Annotated in this window: 16 protein-coding genes, 1 tRNA gene and 2 pseudogenes; 7 read left to right on the top strand and 12 right to left on the bottom strand. The window is 59.2% G+C overall.

From position 1 onward, the window contains the following. Positions 1–7: 7 nt before the first annotated feature. Both AYR47_RS14650 and AYR47_RS14645 read right to left on the bottom strand, forming a co-directional pair. The gene (locus AYR47_RS14650) at positions 8–1,237 is read right to left on the bottom strand and encodes a Zn-dependent hydrolase (RefSeq protein ID WP_061435681.1); all 1,230 of its coding nucleotides are present in this window, start codon (positions 1,235–1,237) and stop codon (positions 8–10) included. Between the two features lie 13 nt (positions 1,238–1,250). Beyond that, on the bottom strand, positions 1,251–2,570 hold the full coding sequence (locus tag AYR47_RS14645; protein ID WP_016975188.1) for an MFS transporter: 1,320 nt from the start codon (positions 2,568–2,570) through the stop codon (positions 1,251–1,253). 158 nt (positions 2,571–2,728) lie between these two features. Between AYR47_RS14645 and AYR47_RS14640 the strand changes: the two genes are divergently transcribed. Further along, positions 2,729–3,667, top strand: a complete 939-nt coding sequence (locus tag AYR47_RS14640; RefSeq protein WP_061435679.1) for a LysR family transcriptional regulator — start codon at positions 2,729–2,731, stop codon at positions 3,665–3,667. Positions 3,668–3,734: 67 nt separating this feature from the next. Here AYR47_RS14640 and AYR47_RS14635 read toward each other — a convergent pair whose 3' ends face one another. Then, on the bottom strand, positions 3,735–3,983 hold the full coding sequence (locus AYR47_RS14635; RefSeq protein WP_033902642.1) for a hypothetical protein: 249 nt from the start codon (positions 3,981–3,983) through the stop codon (positions 3,735–3,737). 282 nt (positions 3,984–4,265) lie between these two features. Here AYR47_RS14635 and AYR47_RS14630 point away from each other — a divergent pair, with 282 nt between their 5' ends. Further along, positions 4,266–5,492 carry an MFS transporter gene (locus AYR47_RS14630; protein ID WP_061435677.1) on the top strand — a complete coding sequence of 409 codons (1,227 nt, stop codon included), beginning with the start codon at positions 4,266–4,268 and terminating at the stop codon, positions 5,490–5,492. Between the two features lie 57 nt (positions 5,493–5,549). Here AYR47_RS14630 and hepT read toward each other — a convergent pair. After that, a pseudogene (hepT, locus tag AYR47_RS32070) lies at positions 5,550–5,807 on the bottom strand (type VII toxin-antitoxin system HepT family RNase toxin); the annotation flags it as partial. Positions 5,808–5,958: 151 nt separating this feature from the next. Between hepT and AYR47_RS14625 the strand changes: the two are divergent. Together AYR47_RS14625 and nadS are read left to right on the top strand one after the other, a co-directional pair. Beyond that, positions 5,959–6,273: a type II toxin-antitoxin system RelE/ParE family toxin gene (locus AYR47_RS14625; RefSeq protein ID WP_033902644.1), complete on the top strand. Its 315-nt coding sequence runs from the start codon at positions 5,959–5,961 to the stop codon at positions 6,271–6,273. Between the two features lie 2 nt (positions 6,274–6,275). Then, positions 6,276–6,563: a NadS family protein gene (gene nadS / locus AYR47_RS14620; RefSeq protein ID WP_016975178.1), complete on the top strand. Its 288-nt coding sequence runs from the start codon at positions 6,276–6,278 to the stop codon at positions 6,561–6,563. A 672-nt stretch (positions 6,564–7,235) separates the two neighbouring features. Here nadS and AYR47_RS14610 read toward each other — a convergent pair. The 5 genes from AYR47_RS14610 to dapA form a co-directional block, all read right to left on the bottom strand. Continuing rightward, positions 7,236–7,325, bottom strand: a tRNA-Ser gene (locus AYR47_RS14610). A gap of 83 nt (positions 7,326–7,408) precedes the next feature. Continuing rightward, positions 7,409–8,122 carry a phosphoribosylaminoimidazolesuccinocarboxamide synthase gene (purC, locus tag AYR47_RS14605; protein WP_033902646.1) on the bottom strand — a complete coding sequence of 238 codons (714 nt, stop codon included), beginning with the start codon at positions 8,120–8,122 and terminating at the stop codon, positions 7,409–7,411. 27 nt (positions 8,123–8,149) lie between these two features. After that, positions 8,150–8,908: an MBL fold metallo-hydrolase gene (locus AYR47_RS14600; protein WP_033902647.1), complete on the bottom strand. Its 759-nt coding sequence runs from the start codon at positions 8,906–8,908 to the stop codon at positions 8,150–8,152. A gap of 4 nt (positions 8,909–8,912) precedes the next feature. Then, on the bottom strand, positions 8,913–10,028 hold the full coding sequence (bamC, locus tag AYR47_RS14595) for an outer membrane protein assembly factor BamC (RefSeq protein ID WP_028619346.1): 1,116 nt from the start codon (positions 10,026–10,028) through the stop codon (positions 8,913–8,915). Positions 10,029–10,045: 17 nt separating this feature from the next. Further along, on the bottom strand, positions 10,046–10,924 hold the full coding sequence (dapA, locus tag AYR47_RS14590) for a 4-hydroxy-tetrahydrodipicolinate synthase (protein ID WP_033902649.1): 879 nt from the start codon (positions 10,922–10,924) through the stop codon (positions 10,046–10,048). 273 nt (positions 10,925–11,197) lie between these two features. On the opposite strand from dapA, the pseudogene AYR47_RS14585 reads away from it, so the two are divergent. Beyond that, positions 11,198–11,759, top strand: a pseudogene (locus AYR47_RS14585) (glycine cleavage system protein R). A gap of 10 nt (positions 11,760–11,769) precedes the next feature. Then, positions 11,770–12,243, top strand: coding sequence for a peroxiredoxin (locus AYR47_RS14580; RefSeq protein ID WP_033902650.1), 474 nt, complete (start codon positions 11,770–11,772; stop codon positions 12,241–12,243). Positions 12,244–12,301: 58 nt separating this feature from the next. Here the strand turns inward: AYR47_RS14580 and AYR47_RS14575 are convergent, their stop codons facing one another. Continuing rightward, on the bottom strand, positions 12,302–13,372 hold the full coding sequence (locus AYR47_RS14575) for an AI-2E family transporter (protein ID WP_033902651.1): 1,071 nt from the start codon (positions 13,370–13,372) through the stop codon (positions 12,302–12,304). Positions 13,373–13,403: 31 nt separating this feature from the next. After that, complete coding sequence (locus AYR47_RS14570) at positions 13,404–13,643, bottom strand: sulfurtransferase TusA family protein (protein WP_033902652.1); 240 nt, start codon at positions 13,641–13,643, stop codon at positions 13,404–13,406. Positions 13,644–13,737: 94 nt separating this feature from the next. Between AYR47_RS14570 and AYR47_RS14565 the strand changes: the two genes are divergently transcribed. Next, complete coding sequence (locus AYR47_RS14565; RefSeq protein WP_016975171.1) at positions 13,738–15,171, top strand: M48 family metalloprotease; 1,434 nt, start codon at positions 13,738–13,740, stop codon at positions 15,169–15,171. A 45-nt stretch (positions 15,172–15,216) separates the two neighbouring features. Here AYR47_RS14565 and AYR47_RS14560 read toward each other — a convergent pair. Next, positions 15,217–16,439 (bottom strand): IS3 family transposase gene (locus tag AYR47_RS14560; RefSeq protein ID WP_167351252.1). Its coding sequence is split into 2 segments (ribosomal slippage): positions 15,217–16,088 and positions 16,088–16,439, totalling 1,224 coding nucleotides; the frame shifts between segments, so codons are not numbered across the junction. Positions 16,440–16,450: the final 11 nt, after the last annotated feature.

The following is a 16,450-nucleotide window of genomic DNA, read 5'->3' as shown; positions in this document are numbered from 1 at the left end:
AATCTCCTTACTGAACCTGGCCGGCGCGTTTCAACACGGCATTGAGCAATACGTCGGTGCCCTGGCGCACGTCCTCGGGCAACACGTCTTCGGCTTCGTTGTGACTGAGGCCGCCGACGCAAGGGATGAAGATCATCGCTGTCGGGCAATAGCGCGCCAGGTGGATGGCGTCGTGGCCGGCGCCGCTGACGATGCGTTGTTGGCTATAACCCAGGGCATCCACAGCGGTTTGCACGCAGGCGACGCAATCGGCGTCGAAAGGTGTAGCCGGGCTGATCCAGTGTGGGCTGACGGTCACGGACAATCCGCGTTGCTCGGCGATGGCCTGCAATTGCTGGCGTACCTGCTGTTCCATGGCATCGATATCGCCGTCGCGGTGATGACGCAAGTCGACGGTGAAATTCAGCAGGCCTGGGATGGTGTTGCGCGACGATTTGGCGATGCTCAATTCACCCACGGTGGTCAGGCCTTCAGGGGCAAAATCCGCCGCCAGCGTTTCCAGCGCCTGGATCATCTGTGCGGCGCCATACAAGGCGTCTTTACGCAGCGGCATCGGCGTAGTGCCAGCGTGGGCAGCCATGCCTTCGACGCGCACATCCAGCCAACGAATGGCCTGCCCGCCGGTGACCACACCGATGCTCTTGGCGTTGTCCTCAAGAATCGGGCCCTGCTCGATATGCGCTTCGAAATACGCATCCACCGCACCGCCCAAGGGGCGTGAACCGTTGTAGCCAGTAGCACGCAAAGCCTCGGCCACACAGATGCCATCGACATCGGCGGTGCCCAGGGCCTTGTCCAGTGCCAAGGTGCCGGTGAATACCGCCGAACCGAGCATGGCTGGCGTAAAGCGGGCGCCCTCCTCGTTGGTCCATACCGCGATTTCCAGTGGCTTGCGTGTCTGGATCCCATGATCGTCAAGGCTACGGATCACCTCCAGACCCGCCAATACACCGTAGACACCGTCGAAACGCCCACCTTCGGGCTGGGTGTCGAGGTGGCTGCCCATCATCACAGGCGCCGCATCCTTGTCCGTTCCGGCACGACGGGCGAACAGATTGCCGATGGCATCCACGCTCAGGGTCAGCCCGGCGGCCGTGCACCAGTGGCTGAACAGTTCGCGACCGGCTTTGTCTTCGGCGCTCAAAGCCAGGCGGCAACTGCCGCCGCGTGCCGTGGCGCCAATCTCGGCCATGGCCATCAGGCTGGCCCACAGGCGCTCGCCATTGATCTTCAACATTACACAAACTCCATCAAACGCTATGGGCCATTTCATGACGGTGGGCGGTGGCATGCCGGCGCGACAATGCCAGCACACACACCAGCGAGACCGCCGCGATCAAGCTGTAAAACACTGCCATCGGCCACCATTGGCCTTGGTATTCGTGGGCCAGCCAGGTGCCGATCAACGGCGTAAGACCTCCCGCCAGCGCGCCGCAAACCTGGTAGGCCAGGGAGATCGCGGTGTAGCGCACACGGGTTTCAAACAGGCCGCTGACGAAGCCGGCGATCACGGCATAAAACGAGGCCATGCACACCACCGCCAAGGCGATGCCGAGGATGATCAAGGGCGCCTGGCCGCTGCTGACCAGCACGAACATGGGATAAGGCGAAGCCATGGCCAGCACCGTCATTGCGCACAGGAAACGCGTGGCACCGACCTTCTCCGCGACCCAGGCGGCCAGTGGCTGGACGCAGAACTGGATGATGGCGACGAAGAACAGGCACTCCAGAATCAACGAACGCGGTAGGCCCAATTGCTGAGTGCTGTAGGCAATCATGAAGGTGTTGGTGAAATACACACCGGCAATGCCCAACGTGTTGGCACCGATACACAGCAGCAGCGGACGCCAGGCTGTTCGCAGCACTTCAATGACTGGGGCCTGGTCTTTCTTGATCGCCCGCGCTTTTTCCGCCAAGGCTTTGTCTTCAAGAAATTCCGGCGACTCATTCACGCCCAGACGAATCGCCAGGCCAACCACCAACAGCAACGCGCTGGCCAGGAACGGCAAGCGCCAGCCCCAACTCATTAACGCGTCTTCCGGCAGACGGGTGACCGCACTGAACGCGAGCAGCGACAGGATCAGCCCAGCCGGGCTGCCCAATTGCGCGAAGGAAGCAAAGAAGTTGCGGCGGCCTTTCGGCGCATGCTCGCCCGCCATCAACACCGCCCCGCCCCACTCGCCGCCAACGGCAATACCCTGCACCACACGCAGCAGGATCAGCAACACCGGCGCAGCCGCACCGATCTGCGCATAGGTCGGCAGCAGGCCGATGCACACGGTGACCACACCCATCATCACCAGGGTAATCACCAAGGATTTCTTGCGGCCGATCCGGTCACCGATGTGCCCGAACACAATGCCGCCCAGCGGCCGCGCGAAGAAACCCACGGCAAAGGTACCGAACGCCGCCATGGTGCTGAAGAGTTTGTCTTCGGAGGGAAAAAACAGTTGGCCAAACACCAGCGCCGCGGCGGTGGCATAGATGTAAAAGTCGTACCACTCGATCATGGTGCCGATAAAAGCGGCGGCCGCAGCACGGCGAGGCTGGGGCGAAGCGGAAGGCTTCATGGGGCTGGCTCCTTTGGTTATTTTTTTGGCAGGAGAAAGGTCGAACGCATGCGCTCTGATGGCGCTTGTTGAGGGTGATTTATCGTCTTGGGGCTATGATTAGTCAATTTTCTATTTATTATTCCAATTATAAATCCTGCTTATTATCGAGCTGCGCCATGCCCGAAGCCCGCCGCGACATTCACCCCTTGCTCAACGACCGCCTGGACTGGAATCTGCTGCGCACCTTCCGTGTGATTGGCCAGGAGCTGAGCATCAGCCGCGCGGCCGCCCGCCTACACCTGACCCAGCCGGCGATCAGTCAGGCGCTCAAGCGCCTAGAAGAACAGCTCGATTGCCAACTCATCGTCCGCCGTGGTCCGCGCTTTGTGTTGACCGAGGCCGGCGAGCAGATCTTCGCCATCGCCGGCGAGATGTACGGCCAGGTGTCGCAGATGAGCAATGCCCTGCAAAAGCCCGGTGATGAAGTGATCGGCAAAGTGCGCTTGCTGATGATCAGCCGGATCAACTCGGACACCTTCGATGAATTCCTGGCGGATTTTCATCGTGAGCATCCTCGGGTCGACCTGGAAGTCGAGGTGATGCGCAGCTCGGACATCGTCGCCGCACTCTTGGAAAAAACCGCGACCCTCGGGCTGAGTCTTAACCGCCGACCGCAGCCCCGCTTGGAACAGCACCTGTTCCTGCGCCAGCGCTATGCGTTTTTTTGTGGCCGCCATCATCCGCTGTTCGGGCGCAGTGGTTTGGCGGAGGGCGATCTGCAGTCGGAGAACTTCGTGAGCTTCACCAGTGACCAGATCGGCGGAATGCTCTCGCCATTGACGATTTTCCGCGACCAGCAGGGGTTCAGCGGGCGGATTGTGGCGTCGTCCTCAAGCCTGGAAGAAGTGCGGCGTCTGGTGATCGCCGGCTTTGGTCTTGGCTGCCTGCCGATCCATGTGGTGGCGGACGATGTGAAGAATGGACTGCTGTGGCGGCTACCGCCGGACGAGGGCATTACGGACGTGGACATCCATCTGCTGTGGAACCGGGAACAGAAGATGAGCCGGGCGGAAACGGTATTTATCGACAGTCTTTCTGAAAAACTCGCGCGATGAGCGAACCTGGCCCCCGTGGTCGATGAGACCACGGGGACTTTCCCGACCTAATCGAAGTGACTCAGCGTCAACGCGCTTTATTGGCCTGAGAAAGCACCGACGCCGCAAGCGCCTTCGTGTCTTCGTTGTATTTATCGCTGCCCAGCACCTTGCCAGCCGTCTCCTCCATCTCTGCGCTGGTCTGCTTGTCGGTGCCTTTCTGGGCTAGCGCTGAAGCGGCAAGACTTCTGGCAATGACTGATGAGGTTGGGCTGTTGAGCGTATCCGCTGCCAATGTCGCGATCTTGCCCGAGGTTTTCTTGGTGTTTTTGCTCATGCTGCAACTCCTTTGCAGTGGGAAGCGCCTGATCGTGTGCGCAACCACACACTAATCAGTCGCCGGTGGCATCGCAATGCACTGCCTGTAGGCAATGTTTGAGAAGTCCGCCTGAAAGGTGCATGGGTCACGTAGTGCGTGCTAGAGCGTCGCATCGATAGCACTGATGATTACTATCGAAACGAGCGCCTGCCCGATTTCCAGCACTGATTCCTATAATCGCCTCCACTTTCCCTCCCCCTCGCCTCACTTCGGGCGACGTTCACCCTGGAACCCAACACCATGCCAAGTGCCAGCCAGTCCCCTCGCGGCCTCCCCGAACATAATCAACAAAGCGTCAAACAGCAGTGGCTGGCGATCCTCTCGGTCGCCGTGGGCGCTTTTGCCCTGGTGACCAGCGAATTCCTACCCGTGGGCGTTCTCAACGACGTTGCCGCAGACCTGGGTATCAGTGCCGGCCACGCCGGCCTGATGGTCACCCTGCCCGGCATCATGGCTGCGCTCGCGGCACCTTTGCTGTCAGTGATCATTGGCGCCATGGACCGCCGTTACCTGCTGATCGGCCTGACGCTGATCATGATCATCGCCAACATGGTCGTGGCCTTCGCCAGCGACTTCAGCTTGCTGTTGTTCGGGCGCGTATTGCTGGGCATCAGCATCGGCGGTTTCTGGGCCACGGCCATCGCCCTCAGCGGCCGCCTGGCGCCCAAAGGCGTGGACGTCGCGAAGGCCACTTCGATCATCATGATGGGGGTAACCCTCGCCACCGTACTCGGCGTACCGGTCGGCACCTGGCTCAGCGGCCTGATGGGCTGGCGCATGACCTTCCTGGTCACCGCGCTGGTGGGCCTGCCGGTGCTGTTGGCTCAGGTCCTCCTGCTGCCATTGCTCAAGCCGGAAAAAGCCATTCTTGTCAGCGACCTGCCAGCCTTGTTCATCAACCCACGGGCTCGGGTCGGCTTGATCGCGGTACTGCTGATCGGCCTGGCGCACTTTGCCGCGTACACCTACGTCGCACCCTTCTTCAAGAACAGCTCCGGCTTCGATGGCCCGACCATCGGCTCACTGCTGCTGATGTTTGGCATAGCCGGTGTGGCGGGTAACATTTTTGCCGGTTTCGCCGCCAACCGCAGCGTGCGCTACACCCTGCTGCTGGTCGCGCTGATGATCGGCACCAGCACCGCCCTGTTCCCCTACTTCGCCACCGGCCTGACCGGCGCCGCCATGCTGATCGCGCTCTGGGGCTTCGCCTTCGGCGCCTTCCCGGCCTGCGCCAGCATCTGGATGTTTGTGGTAGCGCCCAAGGATGTGGAGCGTGGTATGCCACTGTTTGTAGCGCTGTTCCAGGTGATCATTGCGCTGGGGTCGTTCTTTGGCGGGCGGATCGTTGATCAGATGGGCACTTCGGTGCTGTTGAGCCTGGCGACGGCGTTGGTGGGCGTGGGTTTTGTGACGGTGCTGGTGCTGGGGCGCAATGTCAGCAATAGCTTGGCGGCGCAAGCTGCCTGACCAGACAAGTACTGACTAAAAAGCCTGCTGAGTGTTGAGCTCAGCAGGCTTTTTCGTTTAATGGGGATGAGTGTCTGGGGTGGCACCTGACTGACTTGCATCCTTAGTCAGAATAAATGAGCTAAACGCCAGAACCCCCCCTAGATGCTGAGTGATGATCGCAACGGTGATCGGCAATTGAAGGGTTTGATACTCATGAACGGCGATATTACGAAAACCGACCATATTCTTCAGGTTGGTCAACAAGGACGGGCTCACCCACCCAGCTTGGGATAGCAATTGGAACACGTCACGTGCGCCCTGAGGGACGCCCAACGGCCCAAGCGGTGGGGTCTTTACTGGATGGCATATCGACAGCCCTCCGATACATCAAGACTCGTTAAAAACCAGTTACAACTCATCGGATGCACGCTGACGTATACGGGATTAGCATTGCCGAAAACTAAGCCAATGGCGTACATTAGCTATGATTTTCATCGAGACTTCAGGTTTCACCCATCGTGTCAAAGAACTGATCGACGACGATGCCTATATGGCGTTTCAAAATGTGCTGATCGTGAATCCATCAGCCGGTGATGTAATTGAAGGCACAGGCGGAGTGCGCAAGATTCGGATTGCGGCCAAGGGCCACGGCAAACGAGGTGGAGCGCGGGTGATTTACTACCACTTTGTCTCGGCATCAAAGATCGTTTTTTTGATGATCTACCCTAAGAATGAACAGCAAGACCTTACCGCTGACGAGCGTAAATCGTTGAAGGTTGCAATCGAACACTGGAGATAACCATGAGCAAATTTTTTGATGAACTGATGGAAAGCGTTGAGGAAATGAACGAGATACTGCGCGGTGAGCGTGAGCCTTCCCGCGAGTTTCACGTTGACGCAATGCGGGTCAAAGAAATTCGTAAGGCGACTGGGCTGACCCAAGCTAAATTCGCAGCGTTGATTGATGTTCAACTGGGTACGCTGCGTAACTGGGAGCAAGGTCGCCGAGACCCAACGGGGCCAGCTAAGGCGTTGCTGAAGGCGATCCACAATGACCCGGTGCATGTGCTGAACGCATTGGCCGGTTGAATGACGCCTCTGACGCAGAGCGTACAACCGAGCAACGTTCTACACCTCAGCGGAAAACCAGCAAAGCGAAAAAAACGACCATTCTTTTTACTGCTTGGTTGGTGCGGCCTCGATACAGGGTTGAAGTATTTCCTCCAGACGGATGGTCAGACAACATGTCGCTCCGCACGCCGTAACAGTTCCAACATCACCCGCCCATGCATCCGTTGCACCCAATTGCGATAGGTTCTATCTGCCGCATCTTCCAGCCCCAGCAGCTGTATCTGTTTAGCTACAGACAGCTCCCGCTCCGGCAAGTAACGCAGGCTCGCCAACTTGGCTAACCGCTGGCCCTGCTCGCCTTGATGCTGCAACCAAGCGAACCGTGAAAGAAGGTATAGACCGCTGGCTGGAAGTGCAGCGCGCTAAAGGCTGCCAGCACGGTGATCAACTACGAGAGCAAGGCTGTGCACGTCGAGAGCAAGTTTGGGAAGTCGAGGATCGTCGATTTCAGCAAGAGCGACATCGAGCTGTTCCAGGCTCAGCTATTGAAGCAAAAGCTGCTCATCAGAAGCGTCCGCCTCTCCATAGATGAGGCGCCTTTTTGCCCTAAATTTGCCCTAAACCAAACCCCAACAACGAAAAAGCCCCTGAAATGTTCAACCATTTCAGGGGCTTAGTCGTATTCAATAATGGCGGAGAGATAGGGATTCGAACCCTAGGTACCGGTGAAGGTACAACGGATTTCGAATCCGTCCCATTCGGCCACTCTGGCATCTCTCCAACGGCGCGCATCATAACAGCGTGAATCAGGAAAGCAAAGCTTCGAGGCGATTTTTTTCCGTGCTATCAGATGCTTGCGTCGATTAAAGCGGTACGCCCAGACGGTTGGCGACTTCTTCGTAGGCTTCGATGACGTCACCGAGGCCCTGGCGGAAGCGGTCCTTGTCCATCTTCTTCTTGGTGTCTTTGTCCCACAGACGGCAGCCGTCCGGGCTGAATTCGTCGCCCAGGACGATGGAGCCGTCGTGGAACACGCCGAATTCCAGCTTGAAGTCCACCAGCAGCAGGCCGGCGTCGTCGAACAGTTTGCTCAGCACGTCGTTGACTTTGAGGGACAGCTCCTTCATGCGTGCCAGTTGCTCAGCGGTGCCCCAGCCGAATGCCACGACGTGGGATTCGTTGATGAACGGGTCGCCCTTGGCGTCGTCCTTCAGGAACAGCTCGAAGGTGTAGGGGTTGAGCTTGAGGCCCTCTTCCACGCCCAGGCGCTTGACCAGGCTGCCGGCGGCGTAGTTACGCACGACGCATTCCACCGGGATCATGTCGAGCTTCTTGACCAGGCACTCGTTGTCGCCCAGCAGCTTGTCGAATTGGGTCGGAATGCCGGCCTCTTCGAGTTTCTGCATGATGAAGGCGTTGAACTTGTTGTTCACCAGGCCTTTGCGATCAAGTTGTTCGATGCGCTTGCCGTCGAACGCCGAAGTGTCGTTGCGAAACAGCAGGATCAGGCGGTTGGCGTCGTCGGTCTTGTACACCGACTTGGCTTTGCCGCGGTAGAGTTCTTCACGTTTTTCCATGATGGGCTCCGCTTGCTAAATGGTGGGCTAGGCGATGTGTCGCCAGTCGAGCCCTGAATCTTGATCGGCCAGTTGCAGCCAGTCCGGGTCGCACCCAAGGGTGTCGACAAAACATTGCCGGGCCAGCTGCGGCAGGTTGTTCTTGCTGCTCAGGTGGGCCAGGACCAGGTGTTGCAAGTCTTGCCAGCCCAACTCATACACCAGGTACGCCGCCTGGTGGTTGTTCAAATGTCCCAGTTCGCCGCCCACCCGCTGCTTGAGAAAGCGGGGGTAGTGGCCGCGAGCCAACAGGTCTCGGCAGTGGTTGGACTCGATCATCAACGCATCGAGATCGCGGTAACCGTCCAACACCTTGGCGCAGTAGGAACCCAGGTCGGTGAGTACACCGAAGCGGCGCTCACCATCGCTGAAGACATATTGCGTCGGCTCCTGGGCGTCGTGCGCCACGGCAATCACATCGATGCTCAGGGCACCGATTTGCAGCTGCTCGCCACCGGCCAGGAAGCCTGCGGGTTCAATGGGTTTGCGCATCCCGCGCAAGGTACCGCGACTGAGGTACACCGGGAGATTGTAGCGCCGAGACAGCAAACCCACGCCATGCACGTGATCGGCATGTTCGTGGGTCACCAGAATCGCGCTCAGCTGCGCGGGGTGAACCCCCAGGCGCAGCAGGCGCCGCTCGGTTTCCCGTAACGAGAAACCACAATCCACCAGCACGTACGTGTCGTCGTGGGCGACCAGCGTACCGTTCCCTTGGCTACCGCTGCCGAGAACGGCAAAACGCACCGGATCAGCCCAGGTTGTCTTGAATCACGCCCAACACTTTGCGCGCTGTTTCGGCGGGTGCAACGGTGTTGATGTTCTTCTCGACGGTGACCTGCACGCTTTCGCCAACCTTGCTCAAACGAACCTGGTAACGCTCGGCACGGGTCTCGATTTCTTCCTTGGTCGGCTGGCTGCCGAACAGTTTGCTGAAGAAACCTGGCTCTTCATCTTTACGCTCGGCCTTTTCAGCCACGTTGATGTAGTACAGGCCCAGGCTGCGGTTGATGTCCTCTACACGCCAAGGGCCCTGTTCCAACGCACGGCCAACACTGGCCCAGGCACGGTCGAGGTCTTCACCCAGGTTCAGCACCACGTTGCCGCTGCCGTCTTCTGTCAGGCTGACGCGGCTCGGGGTGTCGTAATCACGTGCGGCGAGCAGGGAAACCGAACCGCCCTTCTCGGAGATACGGCTCATGCTGGCGAGCATCTCGTCGACCAGGGCCGAGTCGACACCGGTGTTGACCGAACGATTGGTGAAATCAACGTTGGCGGTGCTGCCGGCCGGACGCTCGGCGCTGACCACGTAGACTTCACTGGTATTACGCTGCACGCCTGGCTCGATGCGCACACGCACACGGGCTTCGCTGTCGGCGGCTACACCACCGGCCTGCAGGCGCTTGGCCATGGTGGCGGACAGCTCGCTGCCTTGCTGCCATGCGGTGGTGAACTCACCGGTCTGCGGACGCTGCTCGTCGATGCGGAAACCGTTGTCCTGGAAGAACTGCACGGCCACCGGCCAGACTTCAGCAGGTGGGCGCTGGGCCACGATCCAGCGGGAATCACCGCTCTTCTGCAGGCTGTAGTCGCTGGCATCCGCCACGGCCGAGATCGGCTGTGGACGTGGCACCACGTACTCACCCTTGGTGGTGTCGTCGGCGACGTTACGCGGAATCGGCAGCAACGGGTCAAGGCGCTTGGCAACGTTGACGCCCGGCGGCAATTCCATCGGTTTGGTAGGTTGGGCTTCCAGGTAATCGCTACCGCGGTCACGGAAGTAGCCTTCCGGGCCCCAGATCCAACCGCAGCCACTGGTGCTGGAGATAATCAAGGCAAGTGCGGAAAGTCCGGCCAATCGCTTCATGCGTAGTGCTTCCTCAATTAAACCAGGACGCCGGACTGGCGCAGGGCCTGTCGCAGCGGTTCGTGACAGGCTTCGCTGAGACGGGTGAGCGGCAGACGGATACCGTCCGGCATCATGCCCATTTCAGTCAGTGCCCACTTCACGGGAATAGGGTTGGATTCGATAAACAGTGTCTTGTTGAGCGGCATCAGCTTCTCGTGGATCGCGCGGGCGGTCACGGCGTCACCGGCAATGGCGGCGGCGCACATTTCGCTCATGGCACGCGGAGCCACGTTGGCGGTCACGGAGATGTTGCCCTTGCCGCCCAGCAGGATCAGCTCTACGGCGGTGGCGTCGTCACCGGAATACAGCAGGAAATCACTGCTCACGCCGGCCAGGATGTCCTTGGCGCGCTGCAGGTCGCCGGTGGCTTCCTTGATACCGATGATGTTCGGCACGGTGGACAAGCGGATCACGGTCGCGGCCTGCATGTCGCACGCGGTGCGGCCTGGCACGTTATAGAGGATCTGCGGAATATCGACCGCTTCGGCGATGGCGCGGAAGTGCTGGTACAGGCCTTCCTGGGTCGGCTTGTTATAGTACGGAGTGACCAGCAGGCAGGCATCGGCGCCGGCCTTCTTGGCGTTCTTGGTCAGCTCGATCGCTTCACGCGTCGAGTTGGCGCCCGTACCGGCGATCACGGCAATACGGCCCGCGACGCGCTTGACCACGAATTCGATGACCTGGATGTGTTCTTCCACATCGAGGGTGGCCGATTCACCGGTGGTGCCGACCGCCACGATGGCGTTGGTGCCTTCTTGCAGGTGGAAGTCCACCAGTTTGCCCAGGCTGTCCCAGTCGAGATGACCTTGTGCATCCATGGGTGTGACCAGTGCCACCATACTGCCCGCAATCATGCAACCGCTCCTGCCGGAAAAAGAGAGCCGTAATGGTACTGGCGCCAAGATGCTTGCACAAGCGAAGTACCGCCTGAGGATGCGTTATGGCGCAACTAAACGACGGGCAATGCCATCATCGGGCCAAAGCCTGCCTTGGAGCACAGTGAAATCGAGCCGATCACGCAATGAAAACGCCACCTCCTATCCCTTGGCGACGGTTTTCGCTACCCTTCATCCTTTGATCGATACAGCCCGCACAGTATCGACCGCTCATCGTTTTAGGAAGGCTGCATGTCCACCCCCACAGTTCGCGAACAATTCCTTGTTATCAGTGCCCTCGGCGCCAACCCCATGGAGCTGACCAACGTCCTGTGCCGCGCCAGCCATGAAAACCGCTGCGCCGTCGTGACCTCCCGCCTGACCCGTCACGGCGAGTGCAGCGCACTGGTCCTGCAGATCTCCGGCACCTGGGATGCCCTGGCGCGCCTGGAAACCGGCCTGCCGGGCCTGGCCAAGAAGCATGACTTCACGGTCAATGTGGTGCGCAGTGCGGCTCTGGAGAATCGTCCCCAGGCCCTGCCTTATGTGGCGTATGTCAGCTCGGGCCTATCGCTCGGACATCGTCAACGAGCTGTGCCAGTTCTTCATCGACCACAACGTCGAGCTGGAGAACCTGACCTGTGACACCTACCAGGCCCCGCAAACCGGCGGCACCATGCTGAACGCCACGTTTACCGTGACCCTGCCGGCCGGCGTGCAGATCAGTTGGCTGCGCGATCAGTTCCTGGATTTCGCCGATGCCCTGAACCTCGACGCACTGATCGAGCCATGGCGCCCACAGAACCCAATGTAAGGATGTTTTCATGGCGGTAGTCATCGACAAACCGGTAGCCGATTTCGAAGCCCAGGCCACCAGCGGCCAGACCTTCAGCCTTGCAGCCCTCAAGGGCAAGCAAGTGGTGATCTACTTTTACCCGAAAGACAGCACGCCCGGCTGCACCACCGAAGGCCAGGGGTTCCGTGACCAGTACGCAGCATTCGAAGCGGCCAACACCGAAGTGTTTGGCGTGTCGCGGGACAGCGTGAAATCTCACGAGAACTTCAAAGGCAAGCAGGCATTCCCCTTCGAGCTGATCAGCGACAAGGATGAAGCGGTCTGCCAGCTGTTTGATGTGATCAAGCTGAAGAAGCTGTACGGCAAGGAATACCTGGGTGTGGATCGCAGCACGTTCCTCATCGACAAGGACGGCGTGCTACGTCAGGAATGGCGTGGCGTGAAAGTGCCGGGCCATGTGGATGCGGTTCTGGCGGCGGCGCAGGCTTTGAACAAAGCCTGAAACGCAGTGGGCTGTTGTGGTGAGCGGGCTTGCCCGCTCACCACAGAAGGCTAAACCGCTACAACAGCGGCGCGACGACAGGCTCCTGCCGCGGCCACGCATCCAGCACCGCCTTGAACAGCGTCGCCAGTGGGATTGCAAAGAACACGCCCCAGAACCCCCACAGCCCACCAAACAACAGCACCGCGCAGATGATCGCGACCGGGTGCAGGTTGACAGCCTCCGAGAACAGCAGCGGCACCAGCACGTTGCCATCCAACGTCTGGATGATTCCGTACACCGCCATCAGGTAGATGAACTGGTCGCTCCAGCCCCACTGGAACAGCGCGATCAGCGCCACCGGAACGGTCACCACCACGGCGCCGACGTACGGTACTACCACTGAAATACCCACCAACAACGCCAGCAACGCCGCGTAGTTCAGGTCAAGGGCGATAAAGGCGATATAGGTCACGCCGCCGCAGATAATGATCTCGATGACCTTGCCGCGAATATAGTTGGCAATCTGCCGGTTCATTTCCTCGGCCACCCGGGTAATCAGCGCACGTTCGCGCGGCAGATAGCCACGTACCCAACGGCCGATCATGGCGCGGTCCTTGAGGAAGAAGAACACCAGGATCGGCACCAGTACCAGGTAGATCATGATGTTGACCAGCAACGGCAGGCTGGACAGGGAAAAAGTCAGCGCCCATTGCCCGAATTTTCCGATCTCGCCGCGCGCCGCTTCGATGGCCTGCAACACCTGTTCGTCCGACACCAGGTGCGGGTAGCGCTCCGGCAACAGCAGCAACAGTGACTGCCATTTGGCGAGCATGCCCGGCAGCTCGTTGAACAACGTGATCAACTGATGCCACAGCAGCGGCAGTACTACCACGATAAACAGCACCAGTAGCCCCATGAACAAGGCGAACACCAGGCCCACGGCGGCTCCGCCTGGCAAGCGCAAGCGCTCCAGTGTGGTGACCAAGCCTTGCATCAGATACGCCAACACCATCCCCGCCAATACCGGCGCCAGCATGCCGCCCAAGGTGAGCACGGCCGTAAAGGCCAGAAACAGCAGGACCGCCAGCACCACGGCCTCCTCATCGGAGAAGTAGCGCTGGATCCAGTCTCGTAACACTTTGAACATCAATCAACCTCGGCGGGTAGGGGCAAACGGTTCAGGCCTTGCGCAACCAGTAACGGTACACACCGGCGGCGTCTTCTTCATGGAGCAGGGTGTGGCCGGCGAGCTTGGCAAAGGTGTGGAAATCACGCTGGGAGCCCGCGTCTGTGGCGATCACCTTGAGCACCGCACCACTGGCCAGACGATTGAGCTCCAACTTGGCCTTGAGCAAGGGCAAGGGGCAATTGAGGCCGCTGGCATCGAGTTCGGCATCAAAGGCTACAGCGTCGGTCATGGTTTACTCCAGGCAAGCGTCGGGGATGCTTAGAATATCTGGTCCGAAGCTCAGTGTCCGGCTACAGTAAGCTCTTTGTCGAAAGGCTTTGTGCATGACTTTTTTGCGCCCTACCCTGCTGACGCTGGCTTGCCTGCTGGCCTCCCCAGGCTTCGCTGACGACCTGCCGTCACTCGGCGACGCCAGCTCTGCCATTGTCTCGCCACAACAGGAATACCAGTTGGGCCGCGCCTGGCTGGCCTACCTTCGAGGCCAGGTCTCGCAACTCAACGACCCGCAGCTCAAGGATTACGTCGAAACCAGCGTCTACAAGCTGGTGGAGACCAGCCAGGTCAACGACCGGCGCCTGGAGTTCATCCTGATCAACAGCCCGCAATTGAACGCCTTTGCCGCGCCTGGTGGAATTGTCGGGGTCAACGGCGGCCTGTTCCTCAACGCCCAGACCGAAGGGGAATATGCCTCGGTACTGGCCCACGAACTGGCGCACTTGTCCCAGCGTCACTTCGCCCGTGGCGTGGAAGCGCAACAGCGTATGCAGATCCCAATGATGGCGGCCCTGCTGGGTGGTATCATTGCCGCAGCAGCCGGCGCGGGCGACGCGGGTATTGCCGCGATTGCCGGCACCCAGGCAGCGGCGATCCAGGAACAGCGCCGGTTCTCCCGTCAGAACGAACAAGAGGCGGACCGTATCGGCATCCTCAACCTGGAAAAAGCCGGCTACGACCCGCGCTCTATGCCGACCATGTTCGAACGCCTGATGCGCCAATACCGCTTCGACGCCAAGCCGCCAGAATTCCTGCTGACTCACCCAGTCACCGAATCGCGTATTGCCGACACCCGCAACCGGGCCGAGCAAGCCAAAGCCGGTGGCAAGGAAGACAGCCTGCGTTATCAACTGATTCGCGCACGGGTGCAGCTGCAATACGAGGACACGTCAGGACTCGCCGCCAAGCGCTTCCAGGCGCAATTGGACGAAAACCCGAAGAACGATGTGGCGCGTTATGGCCTGGCTATCGCCCAGATCAAGGGTTCTCAGTTCAAGCAAGCTCGGGAAAACCTGACAGCGTTACTCGCCAAGGCGCCGAACGACATCACCTACAACCTGGCGCTGATTCAACTTGAGATAGACAACAACCATCTGCCTGATGCTCAGCAACGTACTGATCGAATGCTGACTCAATATCCGGGCAACTACCCATTGAATCAGCTACGCGTGGATCTTCTGCTCAAGCAGAACCGCACCGCCGATGCGGAAAAAGCATTGGATAGCTTGCTCAAGTCTCGTCCGGATGATCCAGACGTCTGGTACCAGGTCGCAGAGACACGCGGCTTGTCCGGCAACATTATTGGCCTGCACCAAGCCCGTGCTGAATACTTTGCGCTGGTCGGTGATTTCCAGCAGGCCATCCAGCAGTTGGATTTTGCCAAGCGTCGCGCCGGCAACAACTTCCCACTGTCTTCACGTATCGACGCCCGTCAGCGCGAGCTGATCGAGCAGGAACGCCTGGTCAAAGGGATGATGAGCTAAACCTCCCGTGTCTAGTCCTGAAATAGGTTTACACCTGTTTCAGTCTCAAAACGCCCGATGCACCGCATCGGGCGTTTTGTATTTCAGGGACAGGTGTGGCCGTTCCCCGTTGTAGATCAGCACCGACTCATCCACCATTCTCACTGCGTCCGCCAGATTTTTAGGGCGATACAGCAGGAACTCGGTCTTCAAAATGCCGTTTATCCTCTCCGCCAGAGCATTCTGGTAGCAGTCATAGCCGTCGGTCATTGAGCACCTGACGCCATGACTAGCGTGCAAGCGTTGATAAAGCTCAGAGCAGTATTGGGCTCCACGGTCTGAGTGATGGATCAGTGGCAGCGTGCTTCGGCGCTCACCAACTGCCTTTTCCATCGCCTTGATTACCGACTCGGTATGCAAGCTCTCATGCACATGATGGCCTACGATCTTGCGCGAGTAGGCGTCTGTCACCAGGCTCACATAAGCCACGCTTTCCTGTGTCGGCAGGTAGGTGATGTCTGCAACCCAGACCTGCTCTGGCCTATTGGCCACTATCTGCTCATGACCTGCTTTGAGCAGGTTAGGGTGTCGGCGAAAACGGTGATGGCTGTCCGTCGTTTTGTGGTATGCCCGTTTGCGTACAACCAGTTCTCGAGCGTTGCGCAGGATGCTAAACAGGCGGTCTCTGCCGACCCGAACTGATGCACCAACTTCAACGCTCATCAGGTAATGCAGCTTGCGCGTGCCTATCCGTGGCTGACGGCGGCGCTTTTCAAGAACAAAGTCCATGACCTCTTGATCTTGACGAGCCCTCTCGTCGAAAACCCGATTGCGTTGGTAATACGCTTGGCGCGAAATGCTCATAAACAGGCAAGCCCTCGTGATGCTCAGGCCTTGGATTTGCCCTTGCGAGAGGACTTGCCGGGTCGCTTTTTTACGACGGAAACACCGTAGTCATTTTTCAGAACATTCACGACGGCTTCGAAGAATTGCGCTTTCTGATTGCTTAGCGCCAGCTGTTCTTCGAGCTCTTTGATCCGCTGCTCGGGGGTCAGCGGGAGGGTTGGCTCGGTCATGGACCTGCTCCTCGGCTCTCGAATTGACGCGCCTTGGCTCCAGTCCTGCCGGCCGTGCTTGCGTAGCCAGACCAGTACTGTGGACCGGCCCTGAATGCCGTAGCGCCGTTGAGCCTCTTTATAACTCAACTCGCCCTTTTCGACCTGGTCTACGACCGATAATTTAAAGGCTAGCGTGTAGTCACGCTGGCTCCGCCTTTTGCCCGAATCCATTGACTCCTCCT

The sequence above is a fragment of the Pseudomonas azotoformans genome (assembly GCF_001579805.1).
Taxonomy (GTDB): domain Bacteria; phylum Pseudomonadota; class Gammaproteobacteria; order Pseudomonadales; family Pseudomonadaceae; genus Aquipseudomonas; species Aquipseudomonas azotoformans_A.
This window is presented reverse-complemented; position numbering and strand designations above follow the sequence as displayed.